At 60.4% G+C, this 13,552-nt stretch carries 13 protein-coding genes and 1 tRNA gene; 7 read left to right on the forward strand and 7 right to left on the reverse strand.

Features of this window, described 5'->3' with window-relative positions; translation table 11 throughout:
- Positions 1-47 precede the first annotated feature (47 nt).
- Positions 48-2,510 carry an EAL domain-containing protein gene (locus tag BFP96_RS13355; protein WP_065896814.1) on the forward strand — a complete coding sequence of 821 codons (2,463 nt, stop codon included), beginning with the start codon at positions 48-50 and terminating at the stop codon, positions 2,508-2,510.
- Between the two features lie 75 nt (positions 2,511-2,585).
- Complete coding sequence (locus BFP96_RS13360; protein WP_262411909.1) at positions 2,586-3,359, forward strand: TenA family transcriptional regulator; 774 nt, start codon at positions 2,586-2,588, stop codon at positions 3,357-3,359.
- A gap of 21 nt (positions 3,360-3,380) precedes the next feature.
- On the opposite strand, the gene BFP96_RS13365 is transcribed toward BFP96_RS13360, so the two are convergent.
- Positions 3,381-4,307, reverse strand: coding sequence for a GGDEF domain-containing protein (locus BFP96_RS13365; RefSeq protein ID WP_065895481.1), 927 nt, complete (start codon positions 4,305-4,307; stop codon positions 3,381-3,383).
- Positions 4,308-4,612: 305 nt separating this feature from the next.
- Positions 4,613-5,749 carry an FMN-dependent L-lactate dehydrogenase LldD gene (gene lldD, locus BFP96_RS13370; protein WP_065936391.1) on the reverse strand — a complete coding sequence of 379 codons (1,137 nt, stop codon included), beginning with the start codon at positions 5,747-5,749 and terminating at the stop codon, positions 4,613-4,615.
- Between the two features lie 100 nt (positions 5,750-5,849).
- Between lldD and BFP96_RS13375 the strand changes: the two genes are divergently transcribed.
- The gene (locus BFP96_RS13375; protein WP_065936392.1) at positions 5,850-6,752 is read left to right on the forward strand and encodes a LysR family transcriptional regulator; all 903 of its coding nucleotides are present in this window, start codon (positions 5,850-5,852) and stop codon (positions 6,750-6,752) included.
- A gap of 54 nt (positions 6,753-6,806) precedes the next feature.
- Positions 6,807-6,882, forward strand: a tRNA-Asn gene (locus BFP96_RS13380).
- Between the two features lie 84 nt (positions 6,883-6,966).
- On the opposite strand, the gene BFP96_RS13385 is transcribed toward BFP96_RS13380, so the two are convergent.
- Both BFP96_RS13385 and BFP96_RS13390 read right to left on the reverse strand, forming a co-directional pair.
- On the reverse strand, positions 6,967-7,335 hold the full coding sequence (locus BFP96_RS13385; RefSeq protein ID WP_065883253.1) for a BrnA antitoxin family protein: 369 nt from the start codon (positions 7,333-7,335) through the stop codon (positions 6,967-6,969).
- 3 nt (positions 7,336-7,338) lie between these two features.
- Complete coding sequence (locus tag BFP96_RS13390) at positions 7,339-7,620, reverse strand: BrnT family toxin (RefSeq protein WP_065883251.1); 282 nt, start codon at positions 7,618-7,620, stop codon at positions 7,339-7,341.
- Positions 7,621-8,457: 837 nt separating this feature from the next.
- On the opposite strand from BFP96_RS13390, the gene BFP96_RS13400 reads away from it, so the two are divergent.
- From BFP96_RS13400 to BFP96_RS13410, 3 genes are all read left to right on the forward strand, one after another.
- The gene (locus BFP96_RS13400) at positions 8,458-9,669 is read left to right on the forward strand and encodes a YeeE/YedE family protein (protein ID WP_065936393.1); all 1,212 of its coding nucleotides are present in this window, start codon (positions 8,458-8,460) and stop codon (positions 9,667-9,669) included.
- Positions 9,670-9,803: 134 nt separating this feature from the next.
- On the forward strand, positions 9,804-10,346 hold the full coding sequence (locus tag BFP96_RS13405; protein WP_065895486.1) for a cysteine hydrolase family protein: 543 nt from the start codon (positions 9,804-9,806) through the stop codon (positions 10,344-10,346).
- Between the two features lie 4 nt (positions 10,347-10,350).
- Positions 10,351-11,346: a GlxA family transcriptional regulator gene (locus BFP96_RS13410; RefSeq protein WP_065936394.1), complete on the forward strand. Its 996-nt coding sequence runs from the start codon at positions 10,351-10,353 to the stop codon at positions 11,344-11,346.
- On the opposite strand, the gene BFP96_RS13415 is transcribed toward BFP96_RS13410, so the two are convergent.
- The 3 genes from BFP96_RS13415 to BFP96_RS13425 all read right to left on the reverse strand — a co-directional run bounded on the left by BFP96_RS13415 (position 11,318) and on the right by BFP96_RS13425 (position 13,315).
- Complete coding sequence (locus BFP96_RS13415; protein ID WP_065895488.1) at positions 11,318-11,488, reverse strand: DUF2986 domain-containing protein; 171 nt, start codon at positions 11,486-11,488, stop codon at positions 11,318-11,320. The genes BFP96_RS13410 and BFP96_RS13415 overlap by 29 nt on opposite strands.
- Before the next feature lie 86 nt (positions 11,489-11,574).
- Complete coding sequence (locus BFP96_RS13420) at positions 11,575-12,603, reverse strand: alpha/beta hydrolase family protein (RefSeq protein WP_065936395.1); 1,029 nt, start codon at positions 12,601-12,603, stop codon at positions 11,575-11,577.
- Positions 12,604-12,703: 100 nt separating this feature from the next.
- Positions 12,704-13,315, reverse strand: a complete 612-nt coding sequence (locus BFP96_RS13425) for a transferase (RefSeq protein ID WP_065936396.1) — start codon at positions 13,313-13,315, stop codon at positions 12,704-12,706.
- Positions 13,316-13,552 lie beyond the last annotated feature (237 nt).

The following is a 13,552-nucleotide window of genomic DNA, read 5'->3' on the forward strand; positions in this document are numbered from 1 at the left end:
AGCGGATTTTCGCGTGCGTATTGAGCTGTGCATGTGCAAGGGACTTCATGAAGCAAAAGCGGACTCTCGGAACGCCACGGCTGCTGGGCATTGTCTGGCCCTTTATTGCCGTTGTGCTGTTCCAGGCATTGTTAGGCTGCGTCAGTCTCTACGTGCTCTCGGCGGTGCGTGGCTATGTGGCAGGTGAAAGTCTGTGGTCCAAGGGCCAGAAAGACGCCATCTACTACCTGACCCTCTACGCCGATAATCGCGAAGCCGCCACCTACCTCAAGTATCAGCAAGCCATTGCCGTGCCCCAGGGCGGGCACGAATTGCGCATCGCCCTGGACAGTTCTACGCCTGATATTCCGGCTGCGCGCCTGGGTATCATCAAGGGCGGCAACCACCCGGACGACGTCTCCAGCCTGATCTGGCTGTACCTCAACTTTCGTCATTTCAGCTACCTGGAAAAAGCCATCGAACTCTGGACGGTGGGCGACGGCTACCTGTTGCAACTGGACGACCTTGCTCGCCAAATGCATGACGCCATTGCTGCTGACCGGGTCGATGCCGACGATGTGCGGCTGTGGAAGGCGCGTATCACGGCGATCAACGAAGGTGTGACACCGGCGGCCAAGGCGTTCAGCGATGCCTTGGGCGAAGGTTCGCGGATGATCCTGCGCCTGCTGTTGATCACTAACCTGGCCACGGCCCTGGGCCTGATCGTCCTGGCGCTGCTGCGCACGCACAAGTTGCTGGCCCAGCGCCACGCGTTTGCCGACGCCCTGCAGGCGGAGAAAGAGCGGGCGCAGATCACCCTGGAGTCGATTGGTGACGGGGTCATCACCACCGACGTGGACGGTGCGATTGCCTATATGAACCCCGCCGCCGAAGCGCTGACCCACTGGAATTCGGCCCAGGCCCAGGGCCTGCCGCTGGCGGCGTTGTTCAAATTGCTGGATGAGAACGCCGAGCCGGACGGCTTCACCCTGATCGAGCACATCATCAAAGGCGAACTCAGTGGCGGCAGTGACCATTCCAAGCTGATCCAGCGCCTGGACGGCAGCACCGTTTCGGTGACCCTGGTGGGCGCGCCGATTCGCAGCGCAGGCAAGGTCAGTGGCGCGGTGCTGGTGCTGCATGACATGACCCAGGAGCGCCAGTACATCGCTAATCTTTCCTGGCAGGCGACCCACGATGCCTTGACCGGCCTGGCCAACCGGCGTGAATTCGAATACCGCCTGGAGCAAGTGCTGCAGCAGGTGTCACGCCAGCCAAACGGCCGGCATGCCTTGATGTTCCTCGACCTGGACCAGTTCAAGCTGGTCAATGACACCTGCGGCCACGCTGCGGGCGACGAGTTGCTGCGGCACATTTGCGCGCTGCTGCAATCGGACTTGCGCGAAGGCGATACCCTGGCGCGCCTGGGCGGCGATGAATTTGGCATCCTCCTGGAAAACTGCCCGGCAGCGGTAGCCGAAAAGATCGCCGAGAGCCTGCGCCACACCGTGCAAAGCCTGCACTTTGTGTGGAAGGGCCGGCCGTTCATGACCACCGTCAGCATCGGCCTGGTGCATATCTCGCAAACGCCCACCACCCTGGAAACGTCGCTGCGCGCCGCCGATATGGCGTGCTACATGGCCAAGGAGAAGGGGCGTAATCGGGTGCAGGTGTATCACGCCGATGACTCGGAGCTGTCCATACGCTTTGGCGAGATGGCGTGGGTGCAACGCCTGCACATGGCCCTTGAGGAGGACCGCTTTTGCCTTTACTCCCAGGAGATTTCACCTCTGGGCCATACCGAAGCGGGCACCGGTCACATCGAAATACTCTTGCGCCTGCACGACGAAGCGGGCCGAACCATCCTGCCCGACAGTTTTATTCCGGCGGCCGAACGTTACGGCTTGATGACGTCCCTGGACCGCTGGGTGGTGGAGAACGTATTCAAGATCATCGCCCGTTGCATGCATGAGCATCCGGGCCGACCCATGGCCATGTGTGCGATTAATCTGTCAGGCATAACCATTGGCGATGATGATTTTCTCGGGTTTTTGCGTGAGAAATTCGACACTTACAGCATTCCTCCGGAAATGATTTGTTTTGAAATAACTGAGACCAGCGCTATCGCCAATTTAGGCAGCGCAATTCGTTTTATTAATGAACTCAAGGCGTTAGGTTGCCACTTTTCCCTCGATGATTTTTGCGCCGGAATGTCCTCATTCGCCTATCTCAAACATTTACCTGTAGACTTCTTGAAGATCGATGGAAGTTTCGTAAAGGATATGCTGGACGACCCGATTAACCGCGCCATGGTCGAAGTGATCAATCACATCGGCCATGTCATGGGTAAACGCACAATTGCCGAGTTTGTTGAAACGTCGCAGATAGAACAGGCGTTACTTGAGATAGGTGTGGACTACGCTCAAGGCTATCTGATCGAACGCCCGCAATTGTTTACCTGTGACCGCCTGCAATGCCGACCCGTGCGGCCGCAGCCCCTGTTATTCAAGGCGCCCGGCACCTTCCGCTGAAACTTGCCGGTCTGTACATCACACTTAAAAAGGAGCCCTACAGTGATCGACACATTCAACAGAACCGGCCCGCTTATGGAAGCCTCAAGTTACCCCGCCTGGGCCCAGCAATTGATCCAGGACTGTAGCGAGAGCAAGCGTCGGGTTGTCGAACACGAACTGTACCACCGCATGCGTGATAACACGCTCAGCGCCAGGACCATGCGCCACTACCTGATCGGCGGCTGGCCTGTGGTGGAGCAGTTTGCCTTGTACATGGCACAGAACCTCACCAAGACCAAATTTGCCCGTCATCCTGGCGAGGACATGGCGCGACGCTGGCTGATGCGCAATATTCGCGTGGAACTGAACCACGCCGATTATTGGGTGAATTGGGCGCGTGCCCATGGCGTCAGTCTTGAAGACCTGCAGGCCCAGGACGTGCCACCGGAGTTGCACGCACTGAGCCATTGGTGCTGGCACACCAGCTCGGCTGACTCGTTGATCGTCGCGATTGCCGCCACCAACTACGCCATCGAGGGCGCGACGGGGGAGTGGTCCGCCGTGGTCTGTTCCACCGGCGTGTATGCCGCTGCCTTCCCCGAGGAAGAGCGCAAGCGTGCGATGAAGTGGCTGAAGATGCACGCCCAGTATGATGACGCGCACCCTTGGGAAGCCCTGGAAATCATCTGCACCCTCGCCGGCACGAACCCGAGCAAAGCCCTGCAGGTGGAGTTGCGACAGGCCGTGTGCAAGAGCTACGACTACATGTATCTGTTCCTGGAAAGTTGCATGCACCTGGAACAAGAGAAGGAAAAGGCGCCGGCGCTCGTGCGTGAGCGCCATGCCCGAGTCGCCAGCGAGGCGTGATGCACAGGCAATGGCGGGGGGTTACCCCGCCATTGCCAGGCGATTACGGCCTGCGCGCTTGGCCACGTACAAGGCATTGTCGGCTCGGCGCAGCAGGCTTTCAGCCGACTCAGCCGCCAGTAACGTCGAGCAGCCGAGGCTTACCGTCAATTCGATTCGCGTCCCTTCTACCCAGTAGTCCTGGGCTTGTGCCGCCTGGCGCAGGCGTTCGCCGACCATCCGCGCCGCATCACGGCCGGTGTTGGACAGCAGGATCAGAAACTCTTCCCCGCCAAACCGAAACACCATGTCCACGTTGCGCAGCTGGCCCTTGATCGCCGCAGCCACGGCGCGCAATACGCTGTCGCCGGCGGTATGGCCATGGGTGTCATTGATGCGCTTGAAGTGGTCGATGTCCAGCATCAACAGAGACAGCGGGTGCATGTGCCGCCGCGCCATGTCGATTTCCCGTTGCAGCGTCTGGTCCATGGCGATGCGGTTGCCGGTTTCGGTCAACGGATCGCGCAAGGCGCTGCGGGTGGCGGCGCGGTAGAGCAGGGCATTGCGCATCGGATACAGCAGGGCCGCCAACAGGGATTCGAGTTGGCCCAGTTCCTCTTCCATAAAGCGCTGATTGCGGCGGAACACCAACTCGCCCAGGTGCTCGCCATCATGGCTCAAGGTGTAGCTCATCGAATGATGGCCGCGTTGGCCGAACTCCAGGCGCAGGTCAGTGGTGACGTGGCGGTATTGCAAGGCATCCAGCGGCACCAGGCGCTGGATTTCGCGAAAGAACAGGCCAAGGATGCGTTCCGGCTCGAGGCTGGTTTGCAATTGCTGGTTAAGTTGCTGGCGGAGCTGGCCAAGGGTGGCGGGGCGAGCTGAACGCAGGGATGGCTGACCAAATCCCAGGCGTTGCAATTTGGCACTGTCAAAGTCAATTGCGTTGGTCTGGGTGGGTGTTTTCATGGGTGCGCGGCCTCTAAGCACATGACTGTCTTACAGGCGGATGAGAGTGGCAAGTGCCAGGCGTCTTACTGGTCCTTCAGTTCCGTAAAACATTGGGGATCAGTCTAAACCGCTTTACGCCGGGTTATAAGCCCGGGGCACTGCCACACGTCTTGTCATCGCTTGACCTGCTTGAGAGGCGTTAGAGCGAGATTCATGCCAAATCGTTTTATTTATTAAATAGCCATAGGAATCAATTGACTGCCCAGGCTCGAAAAACAATCGACAGCGCGTGGCGTCATTTATCTGGCTGGACAGTCGCAGGATTACCGGGCTACCAGCGTGGAACTGTCAATTTGTTCGATCGACGTGACACCGGTCAGCGTCATCGCCACGCGCATTTCCCTGGCGAAGATATCCAGCAGGTTTTCCACACCGTTCTGCCCGTCGGCAGCCAACGCGTACACGCTGGCGCGCCCGAGCAGGCAGGCCTTGGCCCCCAGGGCGAGCATGCATACCACGTCTAGCCCGGAACGAATGCCGGAATCCACCAGCACGGTGAGGTCATCGCCGACGGCCTCGGCAATCGGTGGCAACGCCTTGGCGGTAGACAACACGCCATCCAGCTGGCGGCCGCCATGGTTGGAGACCACGATGCCGTCGGCTCCGAAGCTCACGGCATCCTTGGCATCCTGTGGGTCGAGGATGCCCTTGATGATCATCGGCCCCTTCCAGAAGTCGCGAATCCACTCCAGGTCTTTCCAACTGATCGAGGGATCGAAGTTGTTGGCCAGCCAGCCTATGTAGTCCTCCAGGTGCGTGGGTTTGCCCAGGTACCGGGAAATATTGCCCAGGTCATGGGGACGGCCCATCAACCCTACATCGAACGCCCATTGCGGCTTGGTCATGGCTTGCAGCATTCGCCGTTGCGCCGCATAGGGGCCGGACATGCCGGAGTGGGCATCGCGATAACGCGCGCCCGGGGTCGGCATATCGACGGTAAACACCAGTGTCGTCACCCCCGCGGCCTGCGCGCGCTCCAGCGCATTGCGCATGAAGCCGCGATCCTTGAGCACGTACAACTGGAACCATATCGACTGCGGGCTTTGCGATGCCACCTCTTCAATCGAGCACACCGACACCGTCGACAAACAGAAGGGCACGCCCTTGTTCGCCGCCGCCTTGGCCGCTTGTACTTCACCGCGCCGGGCATACATGCCCGTCAAACCGACCGGGCTGAGGATGACCGGCATGGCCTGCTCCTGGCCGAACAACGAGGTTTTCAGGCTCAGGTTGTCGACATTGCGCAAGATGCGCTGGCGCAGGCTTATCTCGGCCAGGTCCGAACTGTTGGCCCGCAGCGTATGCTCGGCGTAGGCGCCGCCATCGATATAGTCGAATAGAAAGCGCGGCAACTTGCGCTTGGCGGCAGCGCGGTAATCGGATGCGGACGAAATGATCATGTAGAGGGGCTCCACTCGGCGAAGCGCTCCACGATAAGCAAAATTCTGGCATGATAAAAACAACTTTTATCGCTGCAATCGAGTCGCAAAGGGAATACTGATGAATCTGCGAACCCTGCGGGCGTTTGTTGAAGTGGTACGCCAGGGCGGGTTTTCCCAGGCGGCTGACGTGGTGTCCCTGACCCAGTCCACGGTCAGCAAAGCGGTCAAGACGCTGGAGGAGGAACTGGGCACCCCGTTGCTTAATCGTCTCGGCCACCGGAACGAACTCACCGCCGCTGGCGAAATTGCCTACCGTCGGGCCTTGGTGATGCTGGCTGAACGCAACGACCTGATTGCCGAGATCAACGACCTGCGTGGCCTCAAGCGCGGCGTGCTGCGCATCGGCCTGCCGCCGGTGGGTTGCGGCGTACTGTTTGCTGCAATGTTTGCCACCTACCGCACGCGTTACCCCGACATCGACATCGAACTCACCGAGTACGGCAGCAAAAAACTGCGCGAATGCCTGGAGGCGGGGGAGGTCGACCTGGCGGCATTGCTGCTACCGGTGGATGAGTGTTTCGACTACCAGCCGGTGCGCAACGAACCGCTGATCGCCGTGCTGCCCATCCACCACCCGCTGGCGCGCCGCGAACGCATCGACTTCACCGACCTGGCGGACTCTGCGTTCATCCTGTTCGAAGCCGGTTTCGCCCTCAACGCGAAAATCCTCGCCGCCTGCGAACGCAAGGGCGTCGTGCCAAAGGTAACGGCCCGCAGTGGGCAGATCGACTTTATCGTCGACCTGGTCGCCGCCGGCCTGGGCGTGGCGTTCCTGCCGCGGATGCTGGCGCACAAACACCAGCACGCCGGCATTGCCCTGATCCCCCTGGACGAACCCCACACCGACTGGCACATCGCCCTGGCCTGGCGCGCCAGCGCCCACTTGCCACCGGCAGCCCGTGCGTGGCTGGAACTGGCCAGGGAGCAGGGGGTTTCGACCGGTCAGCCTTTACAGTCGTGAAAAATCTTAGAGGGTGCTTGACTTCTTCTTTTTAATCAGTAACATACGACGCATTCCGCGATAGCTCAGTTGGTAGAGCAAATGACTGTTAATCATTGGGTCCCTGGTTCGAGTCCAGGTCGTGGAGCCAGATAGAGAAAAGCCTGCAGAGATGCAGGCTTTTTTTTGCGTGGGATTTGACGAATTAACCGGCGTTAAAGCAGGGCGATGACGGTTATGGGACAGATTTGCCTTTTGGCTTGGTTGGCTTTGGGGTAGCAAGCATTCGATTCAATTCACCGGCGAGCGCTATCAGCTGTTGCTCCAGTGCTTCGACCTCTGAGACGCTGATGCCATTGCTGATGACTTGCAGGGTTTTGGCTTGTTTGTTCGAAACAGGCGCGAGGTCATGTGCGTCCGGGCAAACCAACGCCTGTCGCAGCAGGTTGTTGATGACAGTCTGATAGCCGGTGCCGGCATTTTCCGCACGCGCACGGGCGGCTTCGATCACCGCATCGTCCAGCATGATCGTGATGCGGGTTTTTCCTTTGTTGCTGGCGATGGCGCCGCGTTTGGCGCTGCTGAAGTCGTATTCGTCTTTCATGGTTCAAACTTCCAGGTACTGGCGCCGTTCATTTTTGGATGCAAGCCGTGCACTGATAATGCGTACGCAGTTGGGATCGCGATAGGTGTAGGCCACCACCAATACGCGCCCCTTTGCATCTGTGCCCATAATCACCCAGCGTTCTTCTGCGTGATCGCGGTCTTGCATGGTCAGGGCTGCCTCGTCATAAAACACCGGCTCTGCATCAGCAAGGCTTATGCCTCTGTGCTTGCGCTCGTTGGAGAGGCTTTTTGCATTGTCGAATTGAACCATGAATGTTTTCATTATGCATATTTTATATGTATAAAAAGCGGATAAATGGATCGGCCATCAAGGAACGGCACAGCCCGGATGGGTCGTGTTTGGAGGCGCTATTTCCCACTCGATCAGTTGAAGTTTGATCTTGCAGAAATCGTTCAGGTATTTCCGTAAGTCGCGGGCGACCCCTTACGTAGCCACATTCAGTTCCGATTGTCGGAAGGCATGATTGGATTGACCCGCAGGCTCAGGCAGAGGGTTTTTAAAGGCGGTTTGGGGGGAGGGGTGTAACGTTTTGCCTTGGTGGCGTTGGCAAATAACTGGTAATCATTGGGTCCCTGGTTCGAGTCCAGGTCGTGGAGCCAGATAGAGAAAAGCCTGCAGAGATGCAGGCTTTTTTTTGCGTGGGATTTGCCCCGGCAGGCAAGTGCACAGCGACGATCATCAATTTGATCCAGTGCTAATGCACCCTCACTTAACCCCAGCCATCAGCCTCGACGATTGCCTCTTTGGGAGCACCCTATCGCCATGAAGACACAACCGGGTATCCAAAAGGCAGGGTTTGCGGTGCCCAGGCCTACGGCGATCATTGACACGCCTACTGCAAACATGATGCGTTCTCCATAACCGAAATATCCATTAACCACTGGGCTGAATTTAACATAGGCCCTTAACGACTCAATAACAACTCGCGCTCGGCCGGTAATTTCGGTTCAGCGTCCAGGCTGGGCTTTCCTGTGCACCGCGTCGCCACGCCTATATCCCAGGTCAGCGCATCCGCCACGCGGGCGTTCTCGGGGCTTATCGCCCGACCGCTATCCCGTCGGGTTTATACTGGCCACCTTCAAACACGTCGAGATTCCCATGAGCACCTCTGTTTCCCTGACACCGGCACGCAAGCCGGTCGCGCCCCTGGTGGCCTTTCTCATCCTGGTGGCAGGCGCCCTGTTTCTGCAAAGCGCGGTGGGCATGCGCCAGGTTGTGTTGCTGATCGTCGGCGCCGCCTTGGGCCTGACGCTGTATCACGCCGCCTTCGGTTTCACCTCGGCCTGGCGTGTGTTTATCAAGGATCGGCGCGGCGCCGGGTTGCGCGCGCAGATGGTGATGCTGGCGGTGGCGGTGGTGCTGTTTTTCCCGGCGCTGGGCGCGGGGACCTTGTTCGGCCAGCCGGTGGTCGGGCTGGTGGCGCCGGCCGGGGTGTCGGTGGTCTTCGGCGCGTTTATCTTCGGCATCGGCATGCAGCTGGGCGGCGGTTGCGCGTCGGGCACCCTGTTCACCGTAGGTGGCGGCAATGCGCGGATGCTCGTGACCCTGTTGTTCTTTATCTGCGGATCGTTGATCGCCACCCATCACGTTGATTGGTGGTTTTCCTTGCCGTCGTTTGCGCCGGTTTCAATCGTCAAAAGTTTCGGCGTACTGCCGGCGTTGCTCCTGAGCCTGGCGGTGTTCGCGGTCATCGCGCTGGTCAGCGTGCGCCTGGAGAAGGCCCGCCATGGCCAACTTGAAACCGGCGTCACCAGCGAGCATCAAGGGCTGCGCCGCTTCCTGCGTGGGCCTTGGCCGTTGGTGTGGGGGGCGATAGGCCTCGCCTTGCTCAACTATGCCACGCTGGCGCTGGCCGGGCGGCCGTGGGGGATTACTTCAGCGTTTGCGCTGTGGGGCGCCAAGGTGGCGAGTGGGCTGGGGGTAGACGTGGCCAGTTGGGCTTTCTGGCAGATGCCGGCCAACGCCAAGGCCCTGGCCGCACCGGTCTGGGAAGACATCACCAGCGTCATGGACATCGGCATCGTGCTTGGCGCGCTGTTGGCCGCGGGCCTTGCCGGACGGTTTGCGCCGAGCTTGAAGATACCGGCGCGCTCGTTGATCGCGGCGGTCATCGGTGGCCTGTTGCTCGGTTATGGTTCGCGCCTGGCGTATGGCTGCAACATCGGCGCCTACTTCAGCGGCATCGCCTCGGGCAGCCTGCATGGCTGGCTGTGGCTGGTGGCTGCGTTTATCGGCAATAGCGTGGGCGTGCGGCTGCGACCTTTCTTTTTCGCTGGCGAACGGCCTCAAGTGGCCTTGAACGGTTGCTGAGCGAGCGGCTCCAGGTTTGCCTGGCATGTCCGAATCCGTCCCGAGACGGTCCGCCTTGCGCCTGTTACGATCCTGAAGAGGGCTTTACCATGATTTGCAGTATCGGCCCCTAATCCAAGCCTGAAGGACCTACCATGAGCCGCACAGCCCTGATCGTAATCGACGCCCAGCATTCATTTCGGCATGCACCCTACTGGTCCGAAAACGACCTGTCGAGCTACCTGGAAAACCAGCAGGCCCTTATTGATGGCTGCGTACAGCAAGGCATCCCGGTGGTGCAGGTGTTTCATGTGGAGGACCAGGGCGCCTTTTCGCTGGCATCGGGTAACGTCAGGGTATTGAGCGAGCTTTCGATCGATCCGCAGCTGGTCATCCATAAGCACTACCACAGCGCCTTCGCCGGTACGCCGCTGGGCGCGCGTCTCATCGAGATGGGCGTCACCCGTTTGATCATCAGTGGTATTCGTACCGAACAGTGCTGCGAGACCACCACGCGGCAGGCCTCGGACAGCGGGTTCAACGTCGACTTCGTCAGTGAGGCCACGCTGACGTTCGCGATGACCCACGCCCGCAGCGGCCGGGTGTACACCCCGGCCGAGATTCGCGAGCGTACAGAGCTGGTGCTGGAAGGCCGGTTTGCGCGCATCGTCACCGTCGCCCAGGCATTGGCGGGGTGAATCAATGAGCGTGCCGGTGCTGTTCGTGTTGTTGCCCAATGTGCTGATGCTGGATCTGGCCGGGCCTGCCGAAGTATTGCGCCTGGCCGCGCAGATGGATGACCCGGCGGCGGTGGATTTCGAGCTGCACTACGTCAGCCCGGTGCCGTCCCTGCACACCTCCATCGGCTTGCCGTTGACGGGCCTGGCACCTTTGCCGGCCAGCCTGGCGCCCGGCACCCTGGTGGTGTTGGTGGGCTCGAGCATGAAGGCAGACGAAGCCGGCCTGCGCGCCTTCGAATCTGCCAGCGACAGCCTGGTGCAGTGGCTGCAAACGGTGTTTGCGCCGTCTGCCGAGCATTTGATATGCGTGTGCGCCGGCGCACTGACGGCCGCCCGCGCCGGGCTGCTTGACGGGCGCCAATGCACCACCCACCACGCGCTGTGCGCTACCCTCCAGGCCCTGGCGCCCAAGGCACGGGTCCTGGAAAACCGCCTGTACGTCACCGATGGCCCGGTCAGCTGCAGCGCCGGGATCACCGCCGGTATCGATATGATGCTGCACCTGGTCGCCGAGCGTGCCGGGCCCAGACTGGCATGCGCCGTCGCGCGGGATATGGTGGTGTACCTGCGCCGCAGCGGCACTGACCCGCAGCTATCGCCGTGGATCACCGGGCGCAATCACCTGCATCCGGCCGTCCATCGCGTACAGGACGCCATTGCCGCCGCCCCGTGTGACGCCTGGACCGTGACCCGCATGGCAAACCTGGCCTGCACCGGCAGCCGCCATCTGGCGCGCCTGTTCCACGAGCATGTCGGCATCAGCCCGCTGGATTACCTGCACCGTCTGCGCCTGGCCGTGGCCCGCGAGCTGCTGGTGGCGTCGAGCCTGGACATCGAAACGGTGGCCGAGCGCGCAGGCTTTGGTTCGGCGCGTCATCTGCGGCGTATCTGGGGCAAATATGAAGCGGGCACGCCGTCGGCAATGCGCCTTATTGAGCAGGCGTCTCGGCAGGCGTGATTGGGGCTTGAGCCGCCTCGGCTTCGAGCTTCAAGCGGTCCGCCTTGCTGATGTATTTATCTTTGCTTTTCGGCGCCAGTTTGGCGTTGGCCTTTTTGGCCTTGGCCTTGAAAAGCTGCTGGAGTTTTTTCTGGCGGTTCATGTGCGTGGGCCTGGCAGGTAAAGGCGCGAATGATACCAGCTAAAAAACCGTGGATTGAAAGGTTTACCTGCCGAGGAGGCCACCGATCAATGCGCGAGGAACGCGCTGATCAGCGTGATCACCTGTTGCTGAATCTGCGCCCTGGTCCGCCCGGCCTCGCCGTCTCGGCAAATCATGCTGTCACCGGGCATATCCTCGTCGAGTATCGCCGCCGCGCCGGGTTTGCACTGCGCCATAAAGCTGAAGTGGCTCGCGTCGCTGATCTCTACGTACTGCGTGGAGGCTTTCGGCAGCCGTCTGGCCAAGTCGGCAGACTCCAGCCCCACAGCCATGTCCTCCGAGGGCACGCCTCCAGCAATCACCAGCGCCGGCACGGGCAGCGCGGCCAGGCTGGCATCGGTCATGCCCCGCGACAGGCCCAGGTCCAAAGACACCACGGCGGCGACGCGCTTGTCGCTCAAGTCAGCGGCCAGTTGGGCTTTGCCATCGGCAACGCCGGTAGGGTTCATCTGCGCGTAGCCGATGCAACCGCCCAACTTGGGATGGGCCAGGCAGTCCCGGGCGAACAGATCCGCATCGAAACGCGCGCCGGCGATTTCCAGCACCGTCCAGCCACCGAGAGAATGGCCCACCGCCGCAATCCGGTGTTGCGCCACCGCGCCAAATTGCGTTGGCTGCGCAAGCACCGCATCGATGGCGCGGCTCAGGTCTTTGGGCCGTTGCCATAACTGCGCCGCTGCGTCTGCACTGCGATCCTTGGTGGTGGTGCCCGGATGATTCACCGCCGCCACAATATAACCCTGCCGAGCCAGCGCACTCGCCAGCCACATCTGATTGCCCCAATTGCCGCGATAGCCGTGGGAGAGCACCACCAACGGGTGCTCACCACTGGTCGGCGGCGCATCGGGCACGGCGAGGGCGCCGAAGAACACCGCGTCGTCTCGGATCAACCGGGGAGCGGTTCTGATTGCCGTGGGGTACCAGACGGCCATTTCCAGCGCGCGTTGGTTGCGTGCGTCGGGCAGGGTGGTGGTTTTGAAACCGATGGGGTTGTCGTTGGCGAATGCGGGAGTGATCAGGCCAATCAGGAGCAAGGCGGCGAGGGTGATTTTCACTGGTTTTTATCGTCCTTGAAGTGAGAGGCGCAGCATGATCTGAAGCGGGCCGTTTGGGTAGTGCGCAAGTGGCGTGATCGCTGTTCAGCGCCGCCGCTGCTTAGTCGTAGGCGAACTGATCAATCAACCCCAAGCGCGGGATACGGCTGTTGGGCTGCAAGAGTGCGCCGGGAGCTATCACTGCGTTTGCGCCAATCTTGCAGCCATCGCCTACCAGGGCGCCGAATTTGTTCACGCCCGTCTCAATGACGGCATCGGCATAGCGGATTCTGATATGCGCGCCATCCAGTTCGTTACGGTAGTTGGCGATGATTGCACCGGCTTCAATATTGACGCCTTCGCCGATCACCGAATCGCCGACAAAGTTGAAATGCGCCAGCTTGCTTGCATCAAGCATGAAGCTGCTTTTCAGTTCGCAGCTTGGGCCCACGATGCAGTGTTTGCCCAGGTAAACGCCGCCAAGCAGGTAGGCGCCTGCGGCGACGAACGAGCCTTCACCGATGATGATCGGCCCCTTCAGCACGGCGCCTTTTTCGACGGTGGCGCTTTCATGGATGGCGCAGTTTGCGTGACGGCGGTAGCCTGCGCCGAGGCGTGAGAGCAAGGCCAGGACGTGGTTTTCGCAGTCCTGAGTCACCCGCCAGGCGGCGATAGGGCCCAGGTCAAGCGAGGGCCATTGCGCAATGAATGTGCTGATCTCAGGGAGCTTCATGGAGAGTTTTTCCGGTGCGTGAGAAGGCGGGCTCAGGCCATATCTTATAATGGTCTGCGCCGGATTTGGCTAATGGCGCGCGATGTGGGAGGGGGCTTGCCCCCGATGGCGGCCTCTGGGCTGGCCGGGATGTTGGATCAGATCGAGTACATATCCGTTTCTGCGGTAACGGCTGCTTAGGGTTCCGCTTTTACAGCGGCTCACTTTTGAAAAGCGCAAAAGTAAGCAAAACGCTCT

Source organism: Pseudomonas sp. 34 E 7 (assembly GCF_900005715.1).
GTDB classification, from domain to species: domain Bacteria; phylum Pseudomonadota; class Gammaproteobacteria; order Pseudomonadales; family Pseudomonadaceae; genus Aquipseudomonas; species Aquipseudomonas orientalis_A.

What these genes read in the sequence shown, in the direction of transcription:
- BFP96_RS13355 (WP_065896814.1), top strand. Translation starts at nt 48, where the DNA reads ATGAAGCAAAAGCGGACTCTCGGAACGCCACGGCTGCTGGGCATTGTC.
- BFP96_RS13360 (WP_262411909.1), top strand. Translation starts at nt 2,586, where the DNA reads ATGGAAGCCTCAAGTTACCCCGCCTGGGCCCAGCAATTGATCCAGGAC.
- BFP96_RS13365 (WP_065895481.1), bottom strand. Translation starts at nt 4,307, where the DNA reads ATGAAAACACCCACCCAGACCAACGCAATTGACTTTGACAGTGCCAAA.
- lldD (WP_065936391.1), bottom strand. Translation starts at nt 5,749, where the DNA reads ATGATCATTTCGTCCGCATCCGATTACCGCGCTGCCGCCAAGCGCAAG.
- BFP96_RS13375 (WP_065936392.1), top strand. Translation starts at nt 5,850, where the DNA reads ATGAATCTGCGAACCCTGCGGGCGTTTGTTGAAGTGGTACGCCAGGGC.
- BFP96_RS13385 (WP_065883253.1), bottom strand. Translation starts at nt 7,335, where the DNA reads ATGAAAGACGAATACGACTTCAGCAGCGCCAAACGCGGCGCCATCGCC.
- BFP96_RS13390 (WP_065883251.1), bottom strand. Translation starts at nt 7,620, where the DNA reads ATGAAAACATTCATGGTTCAATTCGACAATGCAAAAAGCCTCTCCAAC.
- BFP96_RS13400 (WP_065936393.1), top strand. Translation starts at nt 8,458, where the DNA reads ATGAGCACCTCTGTTTCCCTGACACCGGCACGCAAGCCGGTCGCGCCC.
- BFP96_RS13405 (WP_065895486.1), top strand. Translation starts at nt 9,804, where the DNA reads ATGAGCCGCACAGCCCTGATCGTAATCGACGCCCAGCATTCATTTCGG.
- BFP96_RS13410 (WP_065936394.1), top strand. Translation starts at nt 10,351, where the DNA reads ATGAGCGTGCCGGTGCTGTTCGTGTTGTTGCCCAATGTGCTGATGCTG.
- BFP96_RS13415 (WP_065895488.1), bottom strand. Translation starts at nt 11,488, where the DNA reads ATGAACCGCCAGAAAAAACTCCAGCAGCTTTTCAAGGCCAAGGCCAAA.
- BFP96_RS13425 (WP_065936396.1), bottom strand. Translation starts at nt 13,315, where the DNA reads ATGAAGCTCCCTGAGATCAGCACATTCATTGCGCAATGGCCCTCGCTT.